This window comes from Faecalibacillus sp. TM498 (assembly GCF_020589955.1).
GTDB classification, from domain to species: Bacteria; Bacillota_I; Bacilli_A; order Erysipelotrichales; family Coprobacillaceae; genus Faecalibacillus; species Faecalibacillus intestinalis.
The window spans coordinates 1-26,068 of sequence record NZ_JAJDKB010000015.1; the positions used below are offsets into that span (position 1 = coordinate 1).

General features: G+C 28.4%; 27 protein-coding genes, 3 tRNA genes and 1 other annotated feature. Of the genes, 26 read left to right on the top strand and 4 right to left on the bottom strand.

Annotated features, from left to right (window positions below; genetic code table 11):
- The first annotated feature begins 353 nt into the window (after positions 1–353).
- The 10 genes from rpsD (at position 354) to LJD32_RS06405 (ending at position 9,509) form a co-directional block, all read left to right on the top strand.
- Entirely contained in the window at positions 354–959 is a 606-nt protein-coding gene (gene rpsD, locus LJD32_RS06360; RefSeq protein ID WP_022001159.1) for a 30S ribosomal protein S4, read from the top strand.
- A gap of 49 nt (positions 960–1,008) precedes the next feature.
- Complete coding sequence (locus tag LJD32_RS06365; RefSeq protein WP_147579994.1) at positions 1,009–1,359, top strand: DUF3783 domain-containing protein; 351 nt, start codon at positions 1,009–1,011, stop codon at positions 1,357–1,359.
- Positions 1,360–1,420: 61 nt separating this feature from the next.
- Entirely contained in the window at positions 1,421–2,131 is a 711-nt protein-coding gene (pyrF, locus tag LJD32_RS06370) for an orotidine-5'-phosphate decarboxylase (protein WP_022001157.1), read from the top strand.
- A 2-nt stretch (positions 2,132–2,133) separates the two neighbouring features.
- A complete protein-coding gene (pyrE, locus tag LJD32_RS06375) occupies positions 2,134–2,766 on the top strand; it encodes an orotate phosphoribosyltransferase (RefSeq protein WP_022001156.1) in 633 nt (210 codons plus the stop codon).
- Between the two features lie 115 nt (positions 2,767–2,881).
- Complete coding sequence (locus LJD32_RS06380) at positions 2,882–3,700, top strand: ABC transporter permease (protein WP_119363195.1); 819 nt, start codon at positions 2,882–2,884, stop codon at positions 3,698–3,700.
- A gap of 9 nt (positions 3,701–3,709) precedes the next feature.
- Positions 3,710–4,537 (top strand): ABC transporter ATP-binding protein, encoded by an 828-nt coding sequence (locus tag LJD32_RS06385; RefSeq protein WP_227392133.1) that lies wholly within the window; start codon positions 3,710–3,712, stop codon positions 4,535–4,537.
- 10 nt (positions 4,538–4,547) lie between these two features.
- The gene (gene tagD / locus LJD32_RS06390; protein WP_032091379.1) at positions 4,548–4,940 is read left to right on the top strand and encodes a glycerol-3-phosphate cytidylyltransferase; all 393 of its coding nucleotides are present in this window, start codon (positions 4,548–4,550) and stop codon (positions 4,938–4,940) included.
- Between the two features lie 14 nt (positions 4,941–4,954).
- Entirely contained in the window at positions 4,955–7,186 is a 2,232-nt protein-coding gene (locus tag LJD32_RS06395; protein WP_227392134.1) for a CDP-glycerol glycerophosphotransferase family protein, read from the top strand.
- A 35-nt stretch (positions 7,187–7,221) separates the two neighbouring features.
- On the top strand, positions 7,222–8,400 hold the full coding sequence (locus tag LJD32_RS06400; RefSeq protein ID WP_264472079.1) for a CDP-glycerol glycerophosphotransferase family protein: 1,179 nt from the start codon (positions 7,222–7,224) through the stop codon (positions 8,398–8,400).
- Between the two features lie 8 nt (positions 8,401–8,408).
- A complete protein-coding gene (locus tag LJD32_RS06405) occupies positions 8,409–9,509 on the top strand; it encodes a CDP-glycerol glycerophosphotransferase family protein (protein ID WP_147579996.1) in 1,101 nt (366 codons plus the stop codon).
- On the opposite strand, the gene LJD32_RS06410 is transcribed toward LJD32_RS06405, so the two are convergent.
- The gene (locus LJD32_RS06410) at positions 9,510–10,160 is read right to left on the bottom strand and encodes an HAD family hydrolase (RefSeq protein WP_117347120.1); all 651 of its coding nucleotides are present in this window, start codon (positions 10,158–10,160) and stop codon (positions 9,510–9,512) included.
- A 115-nt stretch (positions 10,161–10,275) separates the two neighbouring features.
- Between LJD32_RS06410 and LJD32_RS06415 the strand changes: the two genes are divergently transcribed.
- From LJD32_RS06415 to LJD32_RS06425, 3 genes are read left to right on the top strand one after another with little or no spacing between them, the layout of a single operon-like run.
- Positions 10,276–10,611, top strand: coding sequence for a type II toxin-antitoxin system PemK/MazF family toxin (locus LJD32_RS06415; RefSeq protein WP_022001148.1), 336 nt, complete (start codon positions 10,276–10,278; stop codon positions 10,609–10,611).
- 52 nt (positions 10,612–10,663) lie between these two features.
- Positions 10,664–11,539: a DUF975 family protein gene (locus LJD32_RS06420; protein WP_227358931.1), complete on the top strand. Its 876-nt coding sequence runs from the start codon at positions 10,664–10,666 to the stop codon at positions 11,537–11,539.
- A 17-nt stretch (positions 11,540–11,556) separates the two neighbouring features.
- Positions 11,557–12,288 carry a CPBP family intramembrane glutamic endopeptidase gene (locus LJD32_RS06425; RefSeq protein WP_227392135.1) on the top strand — a complete coding sequence of 244 codons (732 nt, stop codon included), beginning with the start codon at positions 11,557–11,559 and terminating at the stop codon, positions 12,286–12,288.
- Between the two features lie 19 nt (positions 12,289–12,307).
- Here LJD32_RS06425 and LJD32_RS06430 read toward each other — a convergent pair whose 3' ends face one another.
- Together LJD32_RS06430 and LJD32_RS06435 are read right to left on the bottom strand one after the other, a co-directional pair.
- Complete coding sequence (locus LJD32_RS06430; RefSeq protein ID WP_227392136.1) at positions 12,308–13,024, bottom strand: N-acetylmuramoyl-L-alanine amidase; 717 nt, start codon at positions 13,022–13,024, stop codon at positions 12,308–12,310.
- A gap of 75 nt (positions 13,025–13,099) precedes the next feature.
- Positions 13,100–13,297, bottom strand: coding sequence for a helix-turn-helix domain-containing protein (locus tag LJD32_RS06435; protein WP_022001144.1), 198 nt, complete (start codon positions 13,295–13,297; stop codon positions 13,100–13,102).
- 100 nt (positions 13,298–13,397) lie between these two features.
- Between LJD32_RS06435 and LJD32_RS06440 the strand changes: the two genes are divergently transcribed.
- From LJD32_RS06440 to LJD32_RS06460, 5 genes are all read left to right on the top strand, one after another.
- Entirely contained in the window at positions 13,398–13,655 is a 258-nt protein-coding gene (locus LJD32_RS06440) for a hypothetical protein (RefSeq protein WP_227392137.1), read from the top strand.
- Positions 13,656–13,713: 58 nt separating this feature from the next.
- Positions 13,714–13,789, top strand: a tRNA-Lys gene (locus LJD32_RS06445).
- Between the two features lie 240 nt (positions 13,790–14,029).
- On the top strand, positions 14,030–15,511 hold the full coding sequence (locus tag LJD32_RS06450; RefSeq protein ID WP_227392138.1) for an HAD hydrolase-like protein: 1,482 nt from the start codon (positions 14,030–14,032) through the stop codon (positions 15,509–15,511).
- Between the two features lie 74 nt (positions 15,512–15,585).
- Positions 15,586–15,676, top strand: a tRNA-Ser gene (locus LJD32_RS06455).
- Positions 15,677–15,684: 8 nt separating this feature from the next.
- Positions 15,685–15,761: transfer RNA gene (locus tag LJD32_RS06460), tRNA-Asp, on the top strand.
- A gap of 31 nt (positions 15,762–15,792) precedes the next feature.
- On the opposite strand, the gene LJD32_RS06465 is transcribed toward LJD32_RS06460, so the two are convergent.
- A complete protein-coding gene (locus LJD32_RS06465; protein WP_117347116.1) occupies positions 15,793–16,326 on the bottom strand; it encodes an NUDIX hydrolase in 534 nt (177 codons plus the stop codon).
- Positions 16,327–16,579: 253 nt separating this feature from the next.
- On the opposite strand from LJD32_RS06465, the gene LJD32_RS06470 reads away from it, so the two are divergent.
- From LJD32_RS06470 to LJD32_RS06505, 8 genes are all read left to right on the top strand, one after another.
- Positions 16,580–17,560, top strand: coding sequence for an RluA family pseudouridine synthase (locus LJD32_RS06470; protein WP_227392139.1), 981 nt, complete (start codon positions 16,580–16,582; stop codon positions 17,558–17,560).
- A 48-nt stretch (positions 17,561–17,608) separates the two neighbouring features.
- Positions 17,609–18,526 (top strand): ROK family protein, encoded by a 918-nt coding sequence (locus LJD32_RS06475; RefSeq protein WP_147580003.1) that lies wholly within the window; start codon positions 17,609–17,611, stop codon positions 18,524–18,526.
- Between the two features lie 91 nt (positions 18,527–18,617).
- A complete protein-coding gene (gene mnmA, locus LJD32_RS06480) occupies positions 18,618–19,751 on the top strand; it encodes a tRNA 2-thiouridine(34) synthase MnmA (RefSeq protein ID WP_032091368.1) in 1,134 nt (377 codons plus the stop codon).
- The gene (locus LJD32_RS06485; RefSeq protein WP_227392140.1) at positions 19,751–22,000 is read left to right on the top strand and encodes an ATP-dependent RecD-like DNA helicase; all 2,250 of its coding nucleotides are present in this window, start codon (positions 19,751–19,753) and stop codon (positions 21,998–22,000) included. The genes mnmA and LJD32_RS06485 overlap by 1 nt, the downstream gene beginning before the upstream one ends.
- Positions 22,001–22,186: 186 nt before the next feature.
- Positions 22,187–22,381 (top strand) — a binding site (T-box leader).
- Positions 22,382–22,421: 40 nt separating this feature from the next.
- On the top strand, positions 22,422–25,028 hold the full coding sequence (alaS, locus tag LJD32_RS06490) for an alanine--tRNA ligase (RefSeq protein WP_175300730.1): 2,607 nt from the start codon (positions 22,422–22,424) through the stop codon (positions 25,026–25,028).
- 51 nt (positions 25,029–25,079) lie between these two features.
- Positions 25,080–25,334 (top strand): IreB family regulatory phosphoprotein, encoded by a 255-nt coding sequence (locus LJD32_RS06495; protein ID WP_022001134.1) that lies wholly within the window; start codon positions 25,080–25,082, stop codon positions 25,332–25,334.
- Positions 25,334–25,753 (top strand): Holliday junction resolvase RuvX, encoded by a 420-nt coding sequence (gene ruvX, locus LJD32_RS06500; RefSeq protein ID WP_119363208.1) that lies wholly within the window; start codon positions 25,334–25,336, stop codon positions 25,751–25,753. The genes LJD32_RS06495 and ruvX overlap by 1 nt, the downstream gene beginning before the upstream one ends.
- Positions 25,754–25,756: 3 nt before the next feature.
- Positions 25,757–26,050 carry a DUF1292 domain-containing protein gene (locus LJD32_RS06505; protein WP_052011100.1) on the top strand — a complete coding sequence of 98 codons (294 nt, stop codon included), beginning with the start codon at positions 25,757–25,759 and terminating at the stop codon, positions 26,048–26,050.
- Positions 26,051–26,068 lie beyond the last annotated feature (18 nt).

A 26,068-nucleotide genomic window follows, 5' to 3' on the forward strand; every position in this document is an offset into this window, starting at 1 on the left:
ATAAAAAAATTAAAAGTATAAAAAAAGCCGATAAAATCGACATATTGAAAGAAATAGTTTAAATGTAGTTCTAAAAAATATAGTGATAACTTCTAAAGACGGGAATACTCAATTTATTTATTTTAAATTCTTATGATTTTATGAGAAAAAATAATGTTTGACATTGGCATAAATATATAGTATGATGACAAAGCAGTAAATGAATAGCAGCACATAGAGGATTAAAAAATGCGTTAATATCAAATGATTGCAAAGTACCTGGCTGCAATGGGAAATGCTTAATATTAACACTTATTAATTGATCTATGCAATGTTATTGCTTTATGCAAATAAAACAATACGGAGGAAAATTTATGGCACGTTATACAGGACCACAATGGAAAATCTCTCGTCGTTTAGGATTCTCAATCTTAGAAAACGGGAAAGAATTAAACAGAAGAGCTTATGCTCCAGGTCAACATGGACAAAAAAGAAAAAAACAAACTGAATATGGATTACAATTAGCAGAAAAACAAAAAGTAAGACATATGTATGGAGTTAATGAAAAACAATTCCACAACACATTTAATCAAGCAGGTAAAATGGAAGGTATCCATGGTTACAACTTCTTATGCTTATTAGAAAGAAGATTAGACAATGTTGTTTATAGATTAGGTTTTGCTTCTACAAGAAGACAAGCTAGACAATTAGTAAACCATGGTCATTTCTTAGTAAATGGTGTTAAAACTGATATCCCATCATACAGAGTAAACGTTGGAGATGTTATCGAAGTAAGAGAAAGATCATTAAATTTAGCAGTTATTAAAGAAGCTTTAGAAAACAAAGTTGCAACTCCAGCTTTCGTTGAAGTTGATACTAATAAATTAACTGGTAAATTAACTCGTTTACCTGAAAGATCTGAATTAAACTCAGAAATCAATGAATCATTAATCGTTGAATACTACAACAGACTTGGTTAATAAGAAAAACAGCTTTTATAGCTGTTTTTTTGTATATAAAGGAGAATTTATGAACGCAAAGCTCATTATTTATTGTAAGGAAAAGATTCAAAATTATGAATCATTAAAACAATTATGTTTGTTGATGAACATTGAAATAATTTTATTGAATGAACAGATGACACAAAATAAAGTTAAAGATATTTTAAATAAAAAGATTAAAAAAACAAAAAAGAATAATTTAGAACCAGCAGTTGTTGTTTTTTCAAACATTGCAGCTTTACAAATGGATCAAATATTATCAAAATTAAAAAATAATTCAACACTTTGTTTAAAAGCTGTTGTGACAGCAACAAATTATAATTGGACATTTGAAAAATTAGTTTTACATTTACTAGAAGAATATCAAAAAAATAAATAAATCGTGTAGAATAGAGGTAGTAATTTTGGTATAATGGTAAAAGAATAATAAGGAGGTTTTTATGAACGAAAGTAGAATTTGTATTGCTCTTGATTTTAAGACAAAAAGTGACGTTGAAAACTTCTTAAAACAATTTGAGGGAGAAAGTCTTTATGTAAAAGTAGGGATGGAATTGTTTTATGGAGAAGGAATTGAAATCATTAAAATGATTAAAGAAATGGGACATAAAATCTTTTTAGATTTAAAATTACATGATATTCCAAATACTGTAAAAAGTGCCATGAGACAACTTGCTAAGTTAGATGTTGATATGGTCAATGTTCATGCTTCAGGTGGTATTGAAATGATGAAAGCTGCTATTGAAGGATTAGAAGAAGGCAAAACAAGTGGTAAAAGACCATTATGTATTGCTGTAACATGCTTAACATCTTTAGATCAAGATGTTTTAGATAATCAGTTACTTATTCATGAACCATTAGAAAATGTTGTATTAAAATGGGCTGAAAATGCAAAAGCTGCAGGATTAGATGGGGTTGTATGTTCACCATTAGAATCAAAAATCATTCATGATCATTTAGGAAAAGAATTTTTGACAGTTACACCAGGAATTCGTCTTGCAAGTGATAATGTCAATGATCAAAAACGTGTAACAACACCAGCTATGGCAAAAGAACTTACTTCAAGCTATATTGTTGTTGGTAGAACAATTACAGGAAGTCAAGATCCTTTGGCGACATATAAAAAAGTTTATCAAGATTTTCAAGGAGAATAGAAATGAAAAAAATTATTGCTAAAGATTTATTAGATATTAAAGCTGTCTTTTTAAGACCGAATGAACCATTTACTTGGGCAAGTGGTATTAAATCACCAATTTATTGTGATAACCGTTTAACTTTATCTTATCCAAAAGTAAGAAAAGATGTTGAACAAGGACTTGCTCAACTTGTAAAAGATAATTTCCCAGATGCAGAATGTTTAATGGGAACAGCTACTGCTGGGATTGCACATGCTGCTTTAGCTGCTGATATTTTAGATTTACCAATGGGGTATGTTCGTGGAGGAGCTAAATCTCATGGACGTAATAACCGTATTGAAGGTGTTGTTAAAGAAGGAATGAAAGTTGTTGTTGTTGAAGATTTAATTTCAACTGGTGGTTCTTCTTTAGAATGTGTTGAAGCTTTAAGAGAGGCTGGATGTGAAGTTTTAGGATTAATTGCTATCTTTACTTATGGTTTAGATAAAGCAACAGTTAATTTTGAAAATGCACATTGTCCATTTGTGACTTTATCAAATTATGATACTTTAATTGAAGTAGCAAAAGAACATGATTATATTAAACATGAAGATATGGAAAAATTAAAAGCTTGGAAAGTTGATCCAAGTGATGAATCATGGATGAATAAATAAGTATTTTTAGGGAATGATGGTTATTTAAAGCCATTGTTCCTTTTTTTTGTTTTTATTTGCAAAAAATAGTGGTATGATGTAAAAGTAATAGTAGGTTTACTTTTTGGAGGTAAGTATGTTTAAAAGTATTCGGTATGTATTAAAAGAAAACTTTACAAATTTGTATCGTATATATTGTATTTCAAAATATGAATTGCTTTCTGATATGCGAGATTCAAGATTAGGTGTTTTTTGGAATTTTGCTAATCCAGCAATTCAAATTATAACGTATTATTTTGTGTTTGGTTTAATTATGAATAGAAAGGCTGTAGGAAAGATTCCTTTTATTCAATGGATGTTATGTGGGATGGTGGTATGGTTTTTTATTAGTCCATGTATTACTAATGGAGCCAATGCTATCTATGCTAAACGTAATGTCATTACAAAAATGAAATTTCCGGTATCCGTTTTACCAGCTACAGTTGTTGGAAAAGAATTGTTTAATCATTTTTGTTTGATGGCTATCTTAGTTGTCTTTTTGCTTACACAAGGGATCATGCCTTCACTTTATTGGCTTGAACTTATTTATTATCTTTTTGCAGCAATTTGTTTGACAATTTCACTTGCGATGATTACATCTGTTTTAAATATGTTAGCTCGTGATACAAGAAAGCTTATTTTAGCGTGCATGCGTTTATTACTTTATTTAACACCAATTTTATGGCCAATTTCACGTTTACACAAATATGGGTGGCAAATGACAGTAAGATATATTATGAAAGCTAATCCAATTTATTATATTGTATGTGGTTATAGAGATTGTTTCTTATATCATCATGGAATCTTATTTTATTGGAAACAAATGCTTTTCTTTTGGGTGTTTGTCATTGTGATTTTTACAATTGGTAGTATGATGATGTATAAATTTAAACATAAATTTATTGATATGATTTAGGTGGTAATAATGGAAGATTATGCAATTAAATTTGAACATGTTTCAAAAATATATAAATTAAAAAAGAAAAATGATGGTAAATCAAAAAGCTCAGTTACACAAAGATTCTATGCTTTAAATGATATTACTTTTACAATTCCTAAAGGAGAAGTTGTAGGAATTTTAGGAACAAATGGTTCGGGTAAATCAACATTATCATTGATTTTAGCAGGTATTTCACAAATTGATGAAGGTACAATGGATATCAATGGAGAACAGGCTTTAATTGCAATCAATACAGGATTGGATATGCAACTTACAGGGCTTGAAAATATTAATGTTAAAGGAGCATTGCTTGGACTTTCTAGAAAAAGAATTCAAGAAATTACGGAAGGTGTTATTGAATTTGCTGAAATTGGTGATTTCTTATATCAACCCGTTAAGAAATATTCAAGTGGGATGAAATCAAGATTAGGTTTTTCAATTTCACTTTATTTAAATCCTGATATTATCATTGTCGATGAAGCTTTATCGGTTGGGGATAAAGGATTTGCTCAAAAGTGCTTAGATAAAATGAATGAACTTAAAGATCAAGGAAAAACAATTGTCTTTATTTCTCACTCTTTGCCACAAGTAAGAGGATTCTGTCAAAAGGCTATGTGGATTGAAGGTGGATGTTTAAAAGAATATGGTGACGTTGAAGAAGTATGTGATGAGTATGCCGAATATGTTGATTTTTATAATAGTTTAAAGAAAAAAGAAAAGAAAAAATTAAATGATGAAAAATTTGCAAGTCGAATTGTTCAAAATCCTAAAATTGGTTTTTGGGAAAAATTATTAGATAAAATGAAAAGATAGGAGAGATAGGATGAAGAAAGTTATCACATATGGAACATTTGATTTGTTTCATGTAGGTCATTTAAATATTTTAAAAAGAGCAAAAGCTTTAGGTGATTATTTAATTGTTGCGGTAAGTAGTGATGCTTTTAATGCCCAAAAAGGTAAGAAAGCTTATCATAGTGATCAAGATCGTATGGCTATTTTAAAAGCTATTAAATATGTAGATGAAGTTATTTTAGAAGAATCATGGGATCAAAAAATAAAAGATGTTCAAGAACATGATGTTGATGTTTTTGTTATGGGTGATGATTGGAAAGGCCAATTTGACTTCTTAAAAGATTATTGTGAAGTAGTTTATTTACCTCGTACAGAAGGTATTTCTACAACTAAAATCAAAGATGATTTAAAAGATAAATTATAATAAAGGAGAGTTGTATGAAAATTAGTGTGATTGTCCCTTATGAAGGATATTATCAATATTTAAAAGATTGTTTAGAAAGTTTAAGTGAACAAGAAAATGTTGAAATTGAAACATTATTAGTGGGAAGTCAAGATGACCAAAAATTTCAACAATTAGTAGACACATATAAAGATAAAATATCTTTGAATGTTATTCCTTGTTCAATAGAAGAAGGCGTTGCTAAAAAAAGAAATCTTGGTTTAAAAAATGCAACAGGAGATTATATTTATTTCATTGATAGTGATGATTATATTATGCCTCAAACATTATCTTGTTTGCTTCAAGATGCTATGCAAAAAGATTTAGATTTAGTTGTTGGTAGAAGATGGATCACATGGTTTAAAAAACAAGTTTTTGAAACCATGGGTGATGAAAAAAATGAAGAATTAAATTTGAAAGATAAAGATGATGATCGTAATCATAAATTCTTAGAAAAAGATTATTCTGACATAGATGATAGTGATGAACAAAGAAGAATTGATTTATTAATTAGAGCGAAAAAAGGGATTCGAAATATTTCAGTTTTAAATATTTTAATTAAGCGTACTTTAATTGAAGAAAATCATTTACGTTTTAATGAAGATTTCATTTATTATAGTGATTTACCTTTTGTAGAAGGACTTGTTATGTATGGGCATAAGATAGATTTCAATGACAAAACACTCTATGCAAAAAGAAAACATAATGATCCAATCAATACACCAGCTTTGTCGCAAATTAAAGATGAAACTAAATTTGATGAATTTATTAATGTCTATAAGTATGCTATTTCTTTAGTAGATAAAGAAAGTAGAATTCGTTATTATTTAGATTCTAAAATGATTAAATATTATAGTAATTTCTTTGCTAAGAAAATTAGACGATCTAAAGATGATTTTTGGAGAGATGAAAGATTTGATCAAATGTCTATTTTAATGCAGGATGTAAGAGATGATTTATTGAAGAATATGTCTCGTTATCAAAGAAAGATGGTGAAACTTGCTAGAAATCATGATCTACAACAAACACAAAAAGTGATTGCTAAACATCTTGCTAAAAATAAGATGAAAAAGATATTAAAAAATAAAAATGAAATTAATAAGTATTTATATCGTCATAAATATATCAATGAACCAATTGAAGAAAATTGGGTCATGTTTGAAACTTTTATGGGTAAAAGTTATGCGGATTCACCAAAGTATATTTATGAATATTTAGCTAAAAATTATCCAGGAAAATATAAATTTATTTGGGTTTTAAATGATCCTAAAGAAAAACTGCCTTATGAAGGAATCATTGTTAAAAGATTTACGAAGAAATATGCTTATTATTTAGCTAAATCTAAATATTTTGTTTTTAATATCAGACAACCTTTATGGTTTAGAAAAAGAGAAGGTCAAGTTTTCTTAGAAACATGGCATGGAACACCACTTAAACGTTTAGCTTTTGATCAAGAAGAGGTGACTGCAGCTTCTCCAACTTATAAATCTCAATTTTATCGTCAAAAACAAGAATGGGATTATTTAATTGCAGCAAATAAATTTTCAAGTGATATTTTTAAAAGTTGTTTTATGTATACCAATGGAACAATGTTAGAAATTGGATATCCTCGTAATGATTTATTGTATGCACCAAATAAAGATCAAATTGCATTAGATTTGAAAAAGAAACTTCATATTCCATTAGATAAGAAAACAATTTTATATGCACCAACATGGAGAGATGATGAATACTATGGGAAAGGGCAATATAAATTTAAGTTAAAATTAGATTTAGAAATGATGAAAGAAGAGTTAGGAGATGAATATGTCATCCTACTTAGAACACATCATTATATTGCAGATGCGTTAGATGTTACAGGAGTTGAAGATTTTGCTTATAATTTATCTAAATATGATGATATTACTGAAATTTATTTAATTTCTGATATTTGTATTACAGATTATTCAAGTGTTTTCTTTGATTATGCTAACTTAAAAAGACCAATGTTATTCTATACTTATGATATAGATAAATATCGTGATGTTTTAAGAGGTTTCTATATTGATATGGAAAAAGAACTTCCTGGTCCACTAGTTTATTCGACTAAAGAAGTAATTGATCAAATTAAACATCTTGATGAAATGAATCAAAAATATGCTCAACGTTATGAAGTATTCTATGATAAATTCTGTTCTATCGATGATGGAAATGCTTCACAAAGAGCAGTTGAAGCAGTTTTTAAATAAGGGGGTTACCCCTTATTTTTATAAGGAGGTTTAAAATGATTAGATTAATAAAAAATATCTTGGGTAAAACAATTAAGTTTATTTATCGAATAACTTATAAGTTAATACCAACTCATAAAAAAACAGTCTTGTTTATTGCTTTTCATGGTAGGGGATATAGTGATAATCCTAGAGCTATTTATGAATATATGAGACAACAAGATCAATTTAAAGATTATCGTTTTATATGGGCTATTAAGCACCATAAAAAGAAAAACATTTCTATTGAAAATGCTAAAGTGATTGAATATTTTTCAATTCCTTATTTCTTTTATCTTGCAAGAAGTCAATATTGGATTGCTAATTGTAAATTACCAATGTATGTTTTAAAAAAGAAAAATCAAATATATTTACAAACATGGCATGGAACACCGCTTAAAAAATTGGCTTTTGATATAGAAGTTCCTGAAGGAACTACTTTTTATCGAAGTGGCATGAATGAAGAAATGATGCATGAAACATACGCACAAGATGTTAAAAAGTATAACTATATGATTTCTCCAAGTGCTTTTACAACTGAGATTTTCCAAAGTGCTTTTAGAATTAATAGAGAAAGATTAATTGAAACTGGCTATCCACGAAATGATTTTTTAACAAACTATACAGAAGAAGATGTTTTAAATATTAAGAAAAAATTAGGAATTCCTCTTGATAAAAAGGTACTTCTTTATGCACCAACGTGGAGAGATAATTCTTATATAACCAAAGGGTATACTTTTAAATTAGAAGTTCACTTTGATAAATGGCAAAAAATATTAGGGGATGAATATGTTATTGTATTTAAACCTCATTATTTAATCGTTAATGATTTTGATATTGATCAATATCAAGGATTTGTTTATTTTGTAGAAGCTAATGAAGATATTTCTAATTTATATATTATTGCAGATGCTTTAGTTACTGATTATTCAAGTGTTTTCTTTGATTATGCTATTTTAAAAAGACCTATTTATTTTTATATGTATGATTTGATTCATTATCGAGATGAATTAAGAGGTTTTTATTTAGATGTTTATCATGATTTACCTGGAGATATTATTGAAGATGAAAATCAACTATTAGAAGAAATTAAAAAAGGTTACGATTATCAACGTTTAGATAAGTTTAATCAACGTTTTAATAATCATGAAGATGGTAAAGCTTCTAAACGAGTAGTTGATATTGTTTTTAAGTAGGTGCTAAGATGGGATTACAAAAATTAATATTAAATATTATTTTGGGATTTTTAAATATTTTTGTTAAGAGATTTAAAATAAAAGAAAATCAAGTTGCCTTTGTTTCTTTGGAATCTAAATATTTAGATTCTGATATGAAATTGATTTATGATGTTTTAAAACAAGATAAACAATTAAATCTCAAAAAAGTTGTTATTGAGTATGATCAACAAGGAATAAAACAAAACTTTTTATATATGCTTAATTGTATTCAACAGCTTTTTGTAATTAATACATCAAAAGTGGTTATTATAAGAGATAATAATTATGTTGTTTCGACGTTTAAAAGAGAAGGAGTTAATGTGATACAAGTATGGCATGCTTGTGGTGCGATAAAAAAATTTGGGAATGCACTTGCTAGAAAATATCCAATTAAAAATTATGATTATGTGATAGCAAATAGCTCTTATTGGAAAAAACCGTATAGTGAAGCTTTTTCTGTTAAAGAAGAAAATGTGGTTGTTACTGGTATGCCAAGGGTAGATTGTTTATTTGATGATAATTATTTAAAAGCATCTAAAAATAAATTGTTAGCTAAGTATCCAATTTTGAAGGATAAAAAAATTATTTTATATGCTCCTACTTTTAGGGGGAATATTTACCAAGGTTTTTCAATGCTTCCATTTGATGGTGAAAAGTTAATAAATTCTTTTGATGAAAATACGTATCTCATTTATAAATTACATCCATTGTTAAAAAATGTTTGTCTTCCGCAACACCCTCGTATTATTGATATGTTTAATGAAGATACACATGAATTGTTTGCTTTAAGTGATCTCTTGATTTCAGATTTTTCATCGATTGTTTTTGATTATTCTATTTTAAATAAAACAATGTATTTTTATGTTCCAGATTTAAATGATTATTTAAAAGATGTTGGATGTTATGTAAATATAGATTTATTTCCAGGAAAGATTTGTAAAAATATTGATGAGTTGATTCAAGGAATACAAAAGAATGAAGTGGGAAATTTAGAAGCTTTTAAAAATATATTTTTTGAATATCAAGATGGTAAAAATACAAAACGTGTTGTTGAATTGATTTATGATATATTAAAAAAGTCTCTTTAATTAGAGACTTTTTAAATACGCTGTAACTTCAGTTAAATCTTTTAAAATTTTAAATGTTTTTTCTTCATATTGTTTTTCTGGATATTTCATATCAGGAATGCAAATTACTTTGATGTTTGCATCATAGCTTGCTTGAATTCCTGCTTCACTATCTTCTAAAACAATAGCTTCATCAACATTAACGCCAAGTTTTTGACAAGATTTTAAGAAAACTTCAGGATTTGGTTTTCCTTTAGTAACTTCGTCACCACAAATAGAATCATCGAAGAATTCTGTGATTTTAGCTTGTGCTAAAATTTTATCTACACGATCACGATTACTTGAAGTAGCAACGATTGTTTTATAATTATTATCTTTTAAATAATGTAATAATTCAACAAGTCCTTTTTTTACAGGAACTCCTTCTGTTTCAAAACGTTCAGCCATTAATTGATGTACATCTTGAATCACGTTTTCAATAGGAAAATCATTTCCATAAACATCATAAAATCTTTGATAGATTCCTTTAATAGGTTTCCCTAATAATGTTTTATAAAATTCTTCATCCATTGTTAAATTCATATCTTTTAATCTTTCTTGATAACATTCAAAAGTCACTCTTTCGCTATCAATCATTAAACCATCCATATCAAATATTATTGCTTTAATCATTTTAGTATCTCCTTTTTTTATTATTCGTGATATATCATAGCATAAATCAAGGTGTTAAAGAAGCAATTATCATAATTTGAAAAACGACTCATAAAATTCAATAGGAGGTTATTTTATGATTAGTAGGGGAGATATTTATTATGCTGATCTTTCACCGGTTATAGGAAGTGAACAGGGTGGAATAAGACCTGTTTTAGTATTACAAAATAATAAAGGAAATAAATTTTCAACAACTGTTATTGTTGCCCCAATTTCGTCAAAACTCACCAAAAATCCTATTCCCACGCATGTCATTATTCGTTGTGATTCTTTAGAAAAGAAATCTGTTATTTTACTTGAACAAATAAGGACGATTGACAAAGTTCGATTTCAAGAAAAATTAGGTACTTTAGATGATTATTTTATGAAGAAAGTAAATGAGGCTATTAAAACAAGTTTGGATTTAAAATAGTTTTCATCAAATATAATATTTGTTATAATGCCTTTATAGGATGGTGAAAGAAATGAATATATATGATATCAAAAATAAAGCAAATGAAGTATTAAGACAACCTAATCAGTTATTTAAGGTTATTTTATATGTTGGTATTATTCAAGCTTTATTTTCGGCTTTATCAGGATTATTTGATGGCATTTTAGGAAGTATTATAAGTTTAATTTTAAGTATTTTAACAGTTACTTTGGGACATGGAATTATTGTAGCGTCTTTAAAGGTTGTTAATAATAATGGAAATTTAGTTGATGAAAAAGAAGATTCACTTGTAGGAATTAAACGATTTGGTCAACTTTTTCCAACATATTTTTTGTATAGAGTTGTTGTTGCCTTAGCGGGTATTGTTGTAGGGGTTATTGGAATGCTTTTGATGTATACAATGATTACAGATGCACAATTTTCAAATTTATCTCAACTTGTTTTAATGTATGCTAATAAATCAACGATTTCTCAAGATGAAATTGTTAATATTGTTGCTTCATTATCAAATGTGTTTTCATTTGTTTTTATACTCGTAATTATTATTTCGATTTTATCTGTTTATTTATCATTAAAATTTGGATTATTTAACTACATTTTACAAAAATATAATTATACTGGATTAACAGCCTTAAAAGAATCCAGTCGCTTAATGAAAGGAAATAAATGGACTTTGTTTAAATTAGAATTTTCTTTCTTTGGATGGATGATTTTAGCTGGTTTGGTTTCAGGCGTTGTGGCAATGTTTGTAGAAACGATTATGCCTATTCCTTTTTTAGCAACATTTATAACAGGGGTTGTTTCTACTTTCTTTAGTGCTTATTTTTATGATGTAAAGCTTAATACATGTTTTGCTGTTTTCTATGAAGAATTAGATTATGCAGATAAAAATAGTGTTGAGCTATAGTTGAAGGGATGTTTATGATGACTGAAAGCTTTGCAGGAAAGATTAATGGAAAACAAAAAGCAATTGGATTTATTCTTTTATTTCCGTTATATTTATATGTCATACCAAGGTTTGCTAATTTTGGTATTTATCTTTTATTAAAGTATACAAATATTACAAGAGATACGACAATTTTAGGAATCTACTTAAATTTGATTTGTTCATTATTGAGTTTTGTTTTGGTTGTATGGCTTTTAAAAGATTTTTTGATAGATAATATAAAAAGATTTAAGGAACATTTTACAGATAATTTTGTTTATTCTATTACAATTGGTATTGTAATGATTTATGGAATTTCAATTGTTGCTAATATGATTATTAATTTTGTATTGGGTGGAGGATCAAATGATTCTGCCAATCAATTATTATTTGAAGATTATCTAAATAATGGTGCCTTATTGATGGCTTTTCAATCGGTTGTTTTAGCACCTATATTAGAAGAACTTTTATTTAGAGGACTTGTTTTTAGAAGTCTTAGAGATAAAAGTAAATGGTTAGCTATTTTTGCAAGTTCATTCTTATTTGGCTTTTTACACATTTATTCTGCTTTATTTGCTGGTGATCTATCGCAACTAATTTATTTGCTTTCCTATGGTGGAATGGGGTTTGCTTTTTCCTATGCTTATGAAAAAAGAAAAACAATTTGTGTACCTATTTTAATGCATATGATCAATAATTTGGTTGCCATTGTATTATTAGTTTTTATGTAAAACTCCGTATAGGAGTTTTTTATACTTTTATACCTTTTATTAGATAAGACCATGTTTTTTTACCAACGATGCCATCTACTTTTAAATTTCTATTATTTTGAAATTTCTTAACAGCTTTTTCGGTATTGATACCAAAGATACCATCAATTTTTAAGTTGAATCCTAAAAAGTTAAGGCGTTCTTGAATGAGTCTTGTAATTTTTCCTTGGGCATCTCTTTTAACAGTAGGATACATGCGAAAACCTTGTTTTTTAATTTCTTGATTTAAACGTTGCAACCAAGTATCTTCTAAAACAATATGATTTGAAGAAATAATTGTAGAAAATGGAAAATGGGTTCCTGGGCAATCTGTAGAAGCAACATCTTTATGTCTTTTAATGCTAGAAATGTGATATTTATTTTTTATATAAGAAACTAAATCAATTAAGGCATTGAGTTGTAAAGGATTCATTTCTTCTTTCATGAAATCTCCTTCAGCACAAATACCGATTGAATCATGATTTGCACCTTTAGCATGCGCTCCGATTGTATCTTCAGGTCTACCTTGATAAATCGTACCATCATTTCTTACTAAGAAATGATATCCAATTCCACTCCAACCTTTTTTTAAATGCCACTGATGGATATCTTCTACACTACATGTTTTTGCTTGTGCATGATGCAAAATAATTTTATTTGTTTTATTTCTTTTGAACAATGGAGAAGCCCAGTTGTATTTTTTACGAATGATTTGCATAGTTCACCTCCCTATAGTACTTATATGCTTAAGATATAAGATGATATAGGTAAAATAAAAAATAGTTTATTAAAACTATTTTTGTACAAAGGTAATTACATCATTAGGTTGACAATCAAGAATCAAACATAATTTTTCAAGAGTGAGAGCTGTAATATTACTATTCTTTTTTAATCTGTCTAAAGTTTTATGATCAATACCACTTTTTAGAAGAACATATTGAGAAATCTGCTTTTCTTCCATTGTATGCCATAACGGTGAATAATCAATCATTGTTATGTCCTCCTTATATGTATAATTATATAGAATTATTCTTGCAAAAATATTGTGAACATATACACAATAACGTATAATATGATTTAGGTGATCAAAAATGGCAATGTATACTTTAAAAGGGATTGGTGAAATATCAACAGATGCTTTTGATGAAAAAATTACTTTAAGAAATCTATTACAACATTTTAGTTTTTATGATTTTATTATTGTAGATACAAAACAAAATATTCTTTTTCAATATAATTCAAATGATGATTGGTTTCATAATCTAATTAGTTTAAAGAAGTTTTATAATCAAGAAGTTATTACAGTATATAAAAAAGAAAATAATTTTTATATTTCAATAGATTTTTAAGAAATTTAATGATTTTCCTTGATTTTAAAAATAGATTGTATTAGAATATCATTGTTATCTCTCCGTAGCTCAGTTGGTAGAGCATCTGACTCTTAATCAGAGGGTCCACGGTTCGAGACCGTGCGGGGAGACCAATTGATAAAATGGCTTAAACACTAGGTTTTACTAGAGGTTTGAGCTTTTTTTATATCTTGTTTTAGATACTTTGCTTGGTTAAGCATATTAGGTTGAACTAAAAGTGTGCAAAAAAATGAAATATAATCTTATAACAAAATATTTAATGAAAAAAATGTAATTCTAAGTGAAAGTTCTACATTTTTTTATCATATATTTAATAAAATGTATGCTATAATTACAAAAGGGAGGGTGATTTTATGTTTTATAGTCAAACATGTGAAAATATAAAATTGATTATTTTTACGTTAGATGGTGGCTTATTAGATCTCAATAGACTAAGATATAATTATTATCGAAGTACATGTGAAACCTATCATAAAGTTGCTACTCGTGAAGATTTTTCTAAAATGCTTGGAAATATGAATACGATGTATGATCATTCTTTACTGTCTGATTATATTTCTGCTAAAGATTTTAATAGAATGGTTGAAAAGGATTTATTTGAATATATTAAATTAAAACCTAATATTAAAAGAGAAGGCGTTGATGAGTTGATTCAATATTGTAAACAAAAAGATATCAAGATTGCAGTATATACGACTCATAAAACAAAAAGAGCTATTCAATATTTACAACTTGCAAAGATCTATGAAAAAATTGATTTTTTAATTGGTGGAGATTCACGACTTAAACCTTTACCTGAAGTGGATGTTTTAGAGGTGACATGCCAACAAATGAACATTGATCCTTCTCATACAATGGTGGTTGCTAATTTTGAATCAATGGTTGAAGCGGCTAATCATTTACTTGCAAATGTTATTTACATGCCAGATTTAGTGCCAGCCAGTGATAAGATCAAGGCCAGTGTTTATAAAACGACTAAAAATCATTTAGAAATTATGAATATGTTTTTATTTTCTAAGTATGATTCTGTGGAATTGTTTTCACCGCTTCTTGGAATGAATGCACAAATGGATTTAGAAACTTTGACACATACTCGAAATCAATTATTGGATAAATATAAAGATGATGAGCAATTAATTGCATTGGTTAATAGAACATATGATTATTTTAATGAAATCTTATCAAAACAATTTTTAATTAATGAGTTAGAAAAACAAGAAACAAAGAGATTTTCATTTGATGATGAACAAAATGATAATGTTCAAGAGGTTCATGATAAATTTAATGATGTTGTTTTAGAACAAGAGCAAGAAGATGAAATTTTACCTGATGAACAGGATGATACGTTTCTATTTTCTAAGGCCTCTTCTTTGGATCCCCAAAGAATGAGTGAATTAATGGATATTATAAATGGAGATGCCGTAGATGAAAAAAGTCATGAAGAGAATAAAACAAATGAAGAAAATAAAAATAATACGATAGAACAAGAACATTGGTTAAATAAAGTAATTGATGTTGTTTATAATTTATTGATTTCGGTTATTATTGTATTTTTTGCTTTAATTGTACAAATTTTATTTCAAGGAAATTCTTCTAAACTTTCACAAATTATCAATATGATAATCGATGGTTATGTAGGAATTATAAATTTTATTTTTGGTGTGTTGTTTGATATTTTACATAGTTTTATAAGTGTAATACCATCATATAAAATGTTTGTTTATCATAATTCATCGCTATCATCAATGGCAGTAATTGCGTTATTGGCTATTATTTCAAATTTTATTTTAATAACTTTAATTAAGAAAATTGTTCAAATGTTGAAAAAAGACTAAAAATTAGTCTTTTTTTTAAAAAACTATTTACAAATGTAAAATTAGATGATATTATGAATGGGCACTGATGTGATGGAGACATACTCAAGAGGCTGAAGAGGCGCCCCTGCTAAGGGTGTAGGTCGGGAAACTGGCGCGAGGGTTCAAATCCCTCTGTCTCCGCCATTTTATTTGGTCTGGTAGTTCAGTTGGTTAGAATGCCGCCCTGTCACGGCGGAGGTCGCGGGTTCGAGTCCCGTCCAGACCGCCAAATAAAAAATAAACTGCTTATACAGCAGTTTTTATTTTATATATTTATCATTGTATGCTTTCATAATAGCGATGATTGTTTTAGAATCATGGATTTCATTATTCATGATTTTTTTATAGGCTTCATCTATTGGCATAGAGATAACGTCTATAAATTCATCTTCATCTCCTTCAAGGGGATTTTCAACTTTAAATAGACCTTTTGCTTCATATAAATGAATAACTTCATCACAATATCCTGTTGTTGGATATATTTCATTAATAAGTTCCATGGATTTACAACTATAACCAGTTTCTTCTTCCAATTCTCTTTTACCGGCAGGCCCTGCTTCTTCACCTAATTCTAATTTACCAGCAGGAATTTCTAAAGTATCTTTATTGTAGGCATATCTAAATTGTTTGACGAGCAAGATACAATCATCGACGACTGCTAAAATACCTACACCGCCATGATGTCTTACGATTTCTCTTGTTGCGAGCCTTTTGTTAGGACATTCTACCTGATCTTTATAGACTTTGATGATTTTTCCATCGTAGATTATTTCACTTTTAACTTTTTTTTCCATCTTTTTTACCTCGTTTATATTTTATAATTCTATTATACGTTATTTTGAAATGAATAAAATAAAAAAAGTATGCGGGGGTGCATACTTTTTTTTCATCTATTATTTACGTAAGGATGATAATAGGGGGATGTTAGAGTGAATGCGTTTCACTTAACAAATATATTATAACACGTTTATTTTTAATGTAAAGGGTTTCATAAAAATAAAAGATAACTTTAGCTTAGTCTATGTTATAATGACGTTGGTGATAGAAATGAAAAAAATAGTAATTAAAGAAAATGATGCAAATCAAAGAATCGATAAATATTTAAAAAAATTATTATGTAATGCACCTAGTAATTTTATATATAAGATGTTTAGAAAAAAAGATATTAAAATTAATGGTAAAAAAGTAAATGAAAAATATATTCTACAAAAAGATGATATTTTAGAAATGTTCCTTTATGATGATAAATTTAATGAATTTACAAAAGAAAAAGATATTTATGATTTAAAAAGAGAATTTAAAGTATTATATGAAGATCAAAATATTTTAATTGTTGATAAACCAGTAGGTTTATTAGTTCATGGGGATGCTAAAGAAAATGTAAATACGCTTTCTCATCAAGTTTTAAGTTATTTAAAAGAAAAAGGTGAATTGGATGTAGGCAGAGAGAGTACGTTTACTCCAGGACCAGTCCATCGTTTAGATCGTAATACAAGTGGGATCGTTATTTTTGGAAAGACTTTAGCTGCTTTGCAGGATTTAAATGAAATGATGAAAAAACGACATCATATTGAAAAATCATATATGACGATTTGTAAAGGAAAGCTTACTAAACAACAAGAACTCGTAGGATATGTTAAAAAGATAGATGATGAAGATCGTGTACGTTTTGTTAAAAAAGATGATAAAGATGCTCTAATGATGAAAACAATTGTAAAGCCAATAAGAACTACAAATGATTTTTCTTTAGTTGAAGTTAAAATTATTACAGGAAGAATGCATCAAATAAGAATACATTTATCAAGTATTGATCATCCGGTTATAGGTGATCGTAAATATGGTGATTTTGTTTTAAATAAACAAATGAAACAACAATTTGGATTAAATAATCAACTTTTACATGCCTATAAAATTAATTTTGTTGATCCGTTTGGTTCACTTAGTTATCTAAAAGGAAAAAAAATTATTTGTCCTAAGCCAACACAATTTAAAAAAATTGAAAAAAGTTTATTTGAAAGCGTTCTCTAAATACATATTTTATTGTATAATTTAGCTATAGTTTTAGGAGGAAATAGAATGAAATATTATATCGGTATCGATTTAGGTGGAACAAATGTAAGAACACTATTAGTAGATGAAAATGGTGAATCTTATAGTGAAGTTAAAGGACCTACTGAATGTGAAAATGGTCCGGATTATGTATGTGATAAGATAATAAAACAAATCGAATCATTAGATACATCTGTATGTGGTGGTTTGCAAGGTGTTGAAGGTATTGGAATTGGTGCTCCAGGGCCAGTAGATACAGAACTTGGTATCATGATTATGGCAAGTAACTTACCAGGATTTGAAAACTATCCAATTTGTCATAAATTAAAAGCAAAATTTGGATTACCAACTTTTATTGATAATGATGCCAATGTTGCAGGTTTAGCGGAAGCTATATTAGGTGCAGGAAAAGATTATAAAACAAATTATTTTATTACTTGTTCAACTGGTGTTGGTGGAGCATTTGTTGTTGATAAAAAATTAGTATCTGGTGGTAGAGGTCACGCTGGTGAAATTGGAAACATGATTCTTGTACCAGGTGGTTATAAACAAGGTGCTTTAAATCCAGGAGCTGTTGAAGGAGAAATTTCTGGTACTGCTCTTACAAGAAAAGGAAAAGAAGCTAAAGGCGATTTAGTAAAACATGCAGGTGATGTTTTCAAATTAGCTGCTGAAGGAGATGAAGCTTGTCAAAAAATTGCTGAAGAATTTATTGATGGTTTCTCTACATTACTTGCTAATGTTGCTCATACTGTAGATCCACATTGTTTTGTATTAGGTGGAGGAGTTTTCAAATCTAAAGCTTATTTCTGGGATGAACTTGAAAAAAGATTTAATAGTAAAATTCATGTAGGTATGAGAAATCATATTCCTCTATTATTTAAAGAAATTGATGATTGTGGTGCAATCGGTGCTGCCATGTTACCAATGTCTCAATTAGATTAATAAGAAATAGCCCCTTTAAGGGGCTATTATTGTGTCTTATTGTTTTACTTTAATTTTGTTTTTGATATAATACACGAGAAGGAGGACGATTATGAAAAAAAGAGTCGTTTTAGGATTAAGTGGAGGTGTTGACTCTGCTGTAGCAGCTTATTTACTTAAACAACAAGGATATGAAGTTATTGGCGTATTTATGCGAAACTGGGATAGCCAATTAAATAATGATATTTTAGGTAATCCCACAAATGATAACGATATTTGTCCTCAAGAACAAGATTATAATGATGCTAAAGCAGTAGCTAAACATCTTGGAATAGAAATTAGAAGAGTCGATTTTATTAAAGAATATTGGGATAAAGTTTTTACGTATTTTATTGATGAATATGCTAAAGGAAGAACACCAAATCCTGATATTTTATGTAACAAACATATTAAATTCAAAGCGTTTTTAGAATACGCTGAAGAACTTAATGCAGATTTTATCGCAACAGGACATTATGCGCGTGTTGAACATCATGAAGGTAAAGATTCAGTGATGTTAAAAGGAATTGATCAAAATAAAGATCAAACATACTTTTTATGTCAACTTAATCAAAAACAATTACAAGCTTCTTTATTTCCTTTAGGAAATATTACAAAACAAAAAGTTAGAAAAATTGCTGAAGAATTAGATTTACCGGTAGCTCATAAAAAAGATAGTACAGGAATTTGTTTTATTGGAGAAAGAGACTTTAAACAATTCTTACAAAATTATATTCCAGCAAAACCTGGAAAGATGGTTGATATTCAAACTGGTAAAGTGATTGGTGATCATATTGGAATTATGTACTATACGATTGGTCAAAGAAAAGGTTTAGGTATTGGTGGTTCAGGTGACGCTTGGTTTGTTGTTGGGAAAAACTATGATCAAAATATTTTATATATTTGTCAAGGTGACCAAAATGATTGGTTAATGTCTACAGGTGCTTTAATTACAGATGTTAACTGGATACCAAGTATTAAACCTCAAGAAGCTATTAAATGTAATACAAAGTTTAGATATCGTCAAAAAGATAATCCAGTAACTCTCACTTTTATTGATGAAAATACTGTAAAATTAGAATTTGATCAACCTGTTAAATCTGTAACTCCAGGACAAGCAGCTGTTTTCTACGATGGAGATGTTTGTTTAGGTGGAGGAACGATTGAAAAAGTCTATAAAGACGGAAAAGAGATTGAATATCTATAATGTTAAAATATACAGGATATATTAGAAAGATTCGCTATTATAGCGAATCTTCTCATTATATAGTTGCATTATTAGAAGTAGAGGAAGATCAGGAACTTTTAACAATGAATGGCTATATGTCAAATTTTAATGATTATGATAAATATGCTTTTTATGGTGATTTTGAAATTCATCCTAAATATGGTCAACAATTTAAATTAGATCATTATGAAATTGTATTGAGTACAGATGAAGAAGAAATCATTAAATATTTATCAAGTCCATTATTTAAAGGAATTGGTCCTACACAAGCAAAATACATTGTTGATGCATTAGGAGAAAATGCACTTTCTTTAATCAAAGAAGATAAACATCATTTAGATTTAGTTAAAGGAATGACAGTGGCTAAAAGAGAACTTATTTATGAAGTATTGACTTCTAATGATTATGATCAAGAAGTCACACAATTCTTTATGGGCCATGGTATTTCTTTAAGACATATTGGTATTATTCAAGAAACTTATAAAGAAAAAACATTAGAAATTTTACAAAATCATCCATATCAATTAGTAGAAGACATTGATGGTATTGGTTTTAAAACAGCAGATGAACTTGCTTTAAAAACAGGAGGAACTTTAGATAACCCAGATCGTTTAAAAGCAGGGGTTATTTATAGTATTAAACAAAGTTGTTTTTCATCAGGAAGTATGTATGTATTTTATGAGGAAATAAAAAAAGCTTTTCATAAAATTATTTATCATATTGATGATGAGGTTTTTGATGAATATCTCAATACTTTAGTAGAAGAAGGAAGAGTTATCAAAGAAGGAGAATATTATTATGATGAAGAGCTTTATGAAAGTGAAGAAATCATTGCAAATTTTTTACACAAAATAAATGATTATCCAGAAGAATTTTATGATGAAAATGAATTAGAAAGACTGCTTGATAACTATCAGGATAAATTTGGTATTGTCTATTCAACAAAACAAAAAGAAGCAATCGAATACTTTTTAAAATATCCAATGATGATTTTAACCGGAGGACCAGGAACGGGGAAAACAACGGTTGTTAAAGCGCTGATTCAAATCTATCGAACACTTTATCCAGAAGATGCAATTTCTCTGGTAGCACCTACAGGAAGAGCAGCGAAAAGATTAAGTGAATTAACAGGTTTGGATGCTTGTACGATTCATCGAGAACTTAAATGGGATTTACATAAAAATTCATTTGCGATGAATCGAAATAATCCTTTAAGTAGTCAAGTTTTAATTATTGATGAATTTTCGATGGTTGATAGCTTACTTTTATCTAAATTGTTTGATGCAAGCAGACGTGTTCATAAAGTGTTGTTTATTGGTGATTATCATCAACTTCCTTCAGTAGCACCAGGAAATGTTTTAAAAGATTTTATTGAAAGTCAATTAAAAGTTATTGAATTGGATGAGATTTATCGTCAATCAAAAGATTCAGGAATTGTGCAATTGGCACATCAATTAATTCATCAAGAAGTGAATGATTTATCATTGTTTGAACAATATAAAGATATTCATTTTTATAATAGTACCAATTTTGAAATTATTAAAAATGTGACAACAATTGTAAAAAAAGCAATAGAAAATGGCTATGATCAAAATGATATACAAGTTTTAGCACCAATTTATCAAGGTGTCGCAGGAATCAATGCTTTAAATTTGGCTTTACAGGAAATTTTTAATCCTAAGAATCATCAAGAAGAATATCGTATTGGACAGAAAGTTTATCGAGAAGGAGATAAGATCTTACAGTTAAAGAATAGACCAGATGATGATATTTATAATGGTGATATAGGTGTTTTAGTTGAAATTAACCGTAAAGATGGTTTTGAATATTTAGAAGATACGCTTATTGTTGATTATGATGGTAATTTAGTCGAATATACATCAAAAGATTTTATGACTTTTACATTGGCTTATTGTATGTCAATTCATAAAGCTCAAGGAAATGAGTTTAAAATTGTTATTATGCCTGTTTTAAATGATTATTATATTATGCTTAAAAGAAATTTGATTTATACAGGTCTAACAAGAGCTAAACAAGCTTTATTTATTTTAGGTAATCCACAAGCTTTTCTTTATGGTATAAAAAATATTTCTGATAGTAAAAGAAAAACAACATTAGTAAGTAAAATCAATCAAAATAAAAATGTTGAAACATATGAAGAATCTTCATATAATCAAGAACTTAAACAAAATATTACAGATTTTTTAAATGATGATGAAACTGTATAATTTTATAAAATAAAGACATACTCAAATAGAGGTGATAAAATGAAACGCAATAATATTATTATGGCATTAACTCTTACATCATTAGCACTTCTATTTAGTGAAACTGAATGTGGTTGCCATGTTATGGAAACAATTAAAGAAAAAATGTAAGATATTGAAATACTTTTGTATTTCGTGTATAATGCAAATAAATCGTTGAAAAAGATCAGTACTATATAGAATATTTTAGAGAGAACATGGTGGGTGAAAATGTTTATAGGATATATAGGAAAGCTACTTTGGAGAGTAATTAATGATTACCGTAGAACTGCGTTAAAGTTTAATTAAGGGCATGTATTTTTACATGAACTAGGATGGTACCGCGATAAAGTCGTTCCTAGATAAGGACGGCTTTTTATATTGTCAAAAAAGGAGAAAAGAAATGAAACAATTAACAGGAAATCAAGTTAGACAAATGTTCTTGGATTATTTCAAATCTAAAGGACATATGATCGAACCAGGTGCATCACTTATTCCTCATAACGATCCAACTTTATTATGGATCAATGCAGGGGTTGCTGCACTAAAAAAATATTTTGATGGTAGTGAAAAACCAGCATGTAATCGTATTGCGAATGCACAAAAATCAATTCGTACAAACGATATTGAAAATGTTGGTAAAACAGCAAGACATCATACTTTCTTTGAAATGTTAGGAAACTTCTCAATTGGAGATTATTTCAAAGAAGAAGCGATTCCATTTGCTTGGGAATTTTTAACAAGTCCAGAATGGATTGGTTTTGATAAAGAAAAATTATATGTTACTGTTTATACAGATGATGAAGATGCTTATCGTATTTGGACAGAAGTATGTCATGTAGATCCAAGTCATATTTTAAAAACATATGAAAACTTCTGGGAAATTGGAGAAGGTCCAGGTGGTCCTGACTCAGAAATTTTCTATGACCGTGGAGAAAAATATGATCCTGAAGGTTTAGGAGAAAAATTATTCTTCGAAGAAATGGAAAATGATCGTTATATTGAAGTATGGAACGTTGTTTTCTCTCAATATGATTGTAATCCAGCGATTGATCGTAAAGAATATAAAGAACTTCCACAAAAAAATATTGATACTGGTATGGGACTTGAAAGATTAGTAAGTATTATTCAAGGTGGAGAAACAAACTTTGATACTGATTTATTCTTACCAATCATTCATGCTACTGAAAAATTAGCCAATGTTTCTTATGAAGAAAATAAAATGGCTTACCGTGTTATTGCTGACCATATTCGTACTGTAACTTTTGCTTTAGCTGATGGAGCAATGTTTGATAACGCTGGTAGAGGGTATGTTTTAAGACGTATTTTAAGACGTGCTGTTCGTTATGGTAAACAAATTGGTATTGAAAAAGCATTTATGTATGATCTAGTACCATTAGTTTGTGATATGATGAAAGATTTCTATGATTATTTACCAGAAAAACAAGATTTTATTTCAACAATGGTAAAAAAAGAAGAAGAAGCTTTCCATAAAACATTATTAAATGGTGAAAAATTATTAAAATCATTAATTGATAAAAATGAAAATGGAGAAATCAGTGGAAAAGATGCTTTCAAACTTTATGATACATATGGTTTCCCATTTGAATTAACATTAGAAATCGCTGAAGAATCAAATTTAACAGTTAATGAAGAAGAATTTAAAGAAGAATTAAAAATTCAACAAGAAAGATCTCGTGCATCACGTGATAACAATGAATCAATGGCAAGTCAAAAACCTGATTTAATGGCTTTTGTTGAACCTTCTACATTTGTTTATGATCCTACACCAATCCAAGGAAAAGTTATTGGATTATTCAAAGATGGTGTTAAAACAGATGAAATCACTGATAAAGGAGAAGTTATCTTTGATACAACTCCATTCTACGCAGAAATGGGTGGACAATGTGGTGATACTGGATCATTAGATAATGAGACAACACATGCAAATGTTGTTAATACTTTAAATGCACCAAATAAACAACATATGCATTTTGTTGAAGTAAAAGAAGGAGCTATTCATTTAGGTGATACTTTTACATTATCAATTGATCAACAAAAACGTCGTCAAATTACAGCAAACCATAGTGCAACACATATTTTACAAAAAGCTTTACAAGAAACTTTAGGTGATCATATCAGCCAAGCAGGTTCTTATGTTGATGATAAAGTTTTAAGATTTGACTTTACTCATTTTGAAAAAATTTCTGCTGAATTATTAAAAGAAATTGAAGAAAAAGTTAATCAAATTGTTTTTGAAGGACGTCCTGTTGTTATTAAAAATATGACAAAAGAAGAAGCTTTAGCATCAGGGGCAATGGCTTTATTTGATGAAAAATACGGAGATGTTGTTCGTGTTGTCAACATTGGAGATTACTCTATTGAATTATGTGGTGGTTGCCATGTTTTAAACAGTTCTGAAATTGGTTTATTTAAAATCGTTAGTGAAGAATCTGTAGGTAGTGGAATTAGACGTATTGTGGCACAAAGCGGTTTAGCTGCTTATAATGCAATGGTTCATGAAAAAGAAACAGTAGATACAATTGCTTCAACATTAAATCTTAAAAATAGAAAAGATGTTGTAAACAAAGTAGAAGCATTAAAAGAGGAATTAAAAGAAGCTAAAGTAGAAGTTGAACAATTATCAGCTAAATTAAATGCAATTCAAGCCGCTTCAAAAGCAAATGATATTGAAGAAATCAATGGAGTTAAAGTTCTTTATGTTGAAGAACAATTAGAAAATGCCAAAGCAAAACAATTAACATTTGATTTTAGAGATCAATTAGAAAGTGGAATCGTTGTTTTAGTTTCAAAATATGAAGAAAAATGTTCGTACTTTGTTTCTGTGTCAAAAGATTTAGTTGGTCAATATAAAGCAGGAAATATCATTAAAGCAATCAATGAAGTTGTTGACGGTCGTGGTGGTGGAAAACCTGACTTTGCTCAAGGTGGATGTGCTATCAATGATAATATTTCTAAAATCAAAGGTGCTTTAAAAAATATTTTGTAATTTAATACAGTATAAGGTATAATATATATTATAGAAAAGAGGGTGAGTTAGATGGAAGATTTAACAAAAACAAGAGTATTTAGTTCAGAAGATATGCGTAGAGAAATGATACGCAGTAATCTTAAAACAGTTATCAATGCTTTAAATGAAAGAGGATACAATGCTGTACATCAAATCGCGGGTTATCTCATATCTAATGATCCTGCATACATCTCTTCTCATAAAAATGCAAGAAATATTATTCAACAAGTTGAAAGAGATGAAATTATTGAAGAATTAGTAAAATCTTATTTGGAGAAAGAATAATGAAAAAAGTATTAGGTCTTGATTTAGGGTCTAGAACTTGTGGTATTGCCATGTCAGACATTCTAGGAATGATTGCTCATGGTGTTGAAACGTTTCGTTTTAAACCTGATGATTATTTGACATGTGCAAAACATGTTAAAGAAATTGTTGAAGAAAATGATATTGAAACGATTGTTTTAGGTTTACCAAAACATATGAATGGTGATATTGGTGAAAGAGGACAAATTTCAATTGAATTTAAAAAACAATTAGAAGAAATGATTGAAGGAATCAATGTGATCTTAGTTGACGAGAGATTAACAACGGTAGTTGCTGAAAATCAACTTCTTTTTGCGGATGTATCAAGAAAGAAAAGAAAACAGGTAATTGATAAAATGGCGGCAGTTGCTATTTTACAAGGTTACTTAGATAGAGGATAAGTTATGGATGAAAATACAATTGTTGTAACTGATGAATTAGGAAACGAAGTAGAGTATGAAATTTTATTTACATTTGAAAATGAAGAAAATGGACATCAATATGTTGTTTACTTCGATCCTGAAAAAGATGAACCAGAAGCACAAGCAGCAATCTTTGATGATGAAGGTGGACTATTTCCAATTGAAACTCCTGAAGAATGGGAATTAGTTGAAGAAGTTTTCCAATCATTTGTTTCAGAAGAAGATGAAGATGAAACTGAATATTGTGAAGGAGAAGATGAAGATTGTAATTCATAAAAGCTAATGAAAATTAGC

What these genes read in the sequence shown, in the direction of transcription:
- rpsD (WP_022001159.1), top strand. Translation starts at nt 354, where the DNA reads ATGGCACGTTATACAGGACCACAATGGAAAATCTCTCGTCGTTTAGGA.
- LJD32_RS06365 (WP_147579994.1), top strand. Translation starts at nt 1,009, where the DNA reads ATGAACGCAAAGCTCATTATTTATTGTAAGGAAAAGATTCAAAATTAT.
- pyrF (WP_022001157.1), top strand. Translation starts at nt 1,421, where the DNA reads ATGAACGAAAGTAGAATTTGTATTGCTCTTGATTTTAAGACAAAAAGT.
- pyrE (WP_022001156.1), top strand. Translation starts at nt 2,134, where the DNA reads ATGAAAAAAATTATTGCTAAAGATTTATTAGATATTAAAGCTGTCTTT.
- LJD32_RS06380 (WP_119363195.1), top strand. Translation starts at nt 2,882, where the DNA reads ATGTTTAAAAGTATTCGGTATGTATTAAAAGAAAACTTTACAAATTTG.
- LJD32_RS06385 (WP_227392133.1), top strand. Translation starts at nt 3,710, where the DNA reads ATGGAAGATTATGCAATTAAATTTGAACATGTTTCAAAAATATATAAA.
- tagD (WP_032091379.1), top strand. Translation starts at nt 4,548, where the DNA reads ATGAAGAAAGTTATCACATATGGAACATTTGATTTGTTTCATGTAGGT.
- LJD32_RS06395 (WP_227392134.1), top strand. Translation starts at nt 4,955, where the DNA reads ATGAAAATTAGTGTGATTGTCCCTTATGAAGGATATTATCAATATTTA.
- LJD32_RS06400 (WP_264472079.1), top strand. Translation starts at nt 7,222, where the DNA reads ATGATTAGATTAATAAAAAATATCTTGGGTAAAACAATTAAGTTTATT.
- LJD32_RS06405 (WP_147579996.1), top strand. Translation starts at nt 8,409, where the DNA reads ATGGGATTACAAAAATTAATATTAAATATTATTTTGGGATTTTTAAAT.
- LJD32_RS06410 (WP_117347120.1), bottom strand. Translation starts at nt 10,160, where the DNA reads ATGATTAAAGCAATAATATTTGATATGGATGGTTTAATGATTGATAGC.
- LJD32_RS06415 (WP_022001148.1), top strand. Translation starts at nt 10,276, where the DNA reads ATGATTAGTAGGGGAGATATTTATTATGCTGATCTTTCACCGGTTATA.
- LJD32_RS06420 (WP_227358931.1), top strand. Translation starts at nt 10,664, where the DNA reads ATGAATATATATGATATCAAAAATAAAGCAAATGAAGTATTAAGACAA.
- LJD32_RS06425 (WP_227392135.1), top strand. Translation starts at nt 11,557, where the DNA reads ATGACTGAAAGCTTTGCAGGAAAGATTAATGGAAAACAAAAAGCAATT.
- LJD32_RS06430 (WP_227392136.1), bottom strand. Translation starts at nt 13,024, where the DNA reads ATGCAAATCATTCGTAAAAAATACAACTGGGCTTCTCCATTGTTCAAA.
- LJD32_RS06435 (WP_022001144.1), bottom strand. Translation starts at nt 13,297, where the DNA reads ATGATTGATTATTCACCGTTATGGCATACAATGGAAGAAAAGCAGATT.
- LJD32_RS06440 (WP_227392137.1), top strand. Translation starts at nt 13,398, where the DNA reads ATGGCAATGTATACTTTAAAAGGGATTGGTGAAATATCAACAGATGCT.
- LJD32_RS06450 (WP_227392138.1), top strand. Translation starts at nt 14,030, where the DNA reads ATGTTTTATAGTCAAACATGTGAAAATATAAAATTGATTATTTTTACG.
- LJD32_RS06465 (WP_117347116.1), bottom strand. Translation starts at nt 16,326, where the DNA reads ATGGAAAAAAAAGTTAAAAGTGAAATAATCTACGATGGAAAAATCATC.
- LJD32_RS06470 (WP_227392139.1), top strand. Translation starts at nt 16,580, where the DNA reads ATGAAAAAAATAGTAATTAAAGAAAATGATGCAAATCAAAGAATCGAT.
- LJD32_RS06475 (WP_147580003.1), top strand. Translation starts at nt 17,609, where the DNA reads ATGAAATATTATATCGGTATCGATTTAGGTGGAACAAATGTAAGAACA.
- mnmA (WP_032091368.1), top strand. Translation starts at nt 18,618, where the DNA reads ATGAAAAAAAGAGTCGTTTTAGGATTAAGTGGAGGTGTTGACTCTGCT.
- LJD32_RS06485 (WP_227392140.1), top strand. Translation starts at nt 19,751, where the DNA reads ATGTTAAAATATACAGGATATATTAGAAAGATTCGCTATTATAGCGAA.
- alaS (WP_175300730.1), top strand. Translation starts at nt 22,422, where the DNA reads ATGAAACAATTAACAGGAAATCAAGTTAGACAAATGTTCTTGGATTAT.
- LJD32_RS06495 (WP_022001134.1), top strand. Translation starts at nt 25,080, where the DNA reads ATGGAAGATTTAACAAAAACAAGAGTATTTAGTTCAGAAGATATGCGT.
- ruvX (WP_119363208.1), top strand. Translation starts at nt 25,334, where the DNA reads ATGAAAAAAGTATTAGGTCTTGATTTAGGGTCTAGAACTTGTGGTATT.
- LJD32_RS06505 (WP_052011100.1), top strand. Translation starts at nt 25,757, where the DNA reads ATGGATGAAAATACAATTGTTGTAACTGATGAATTAGGAAACGAAGTA.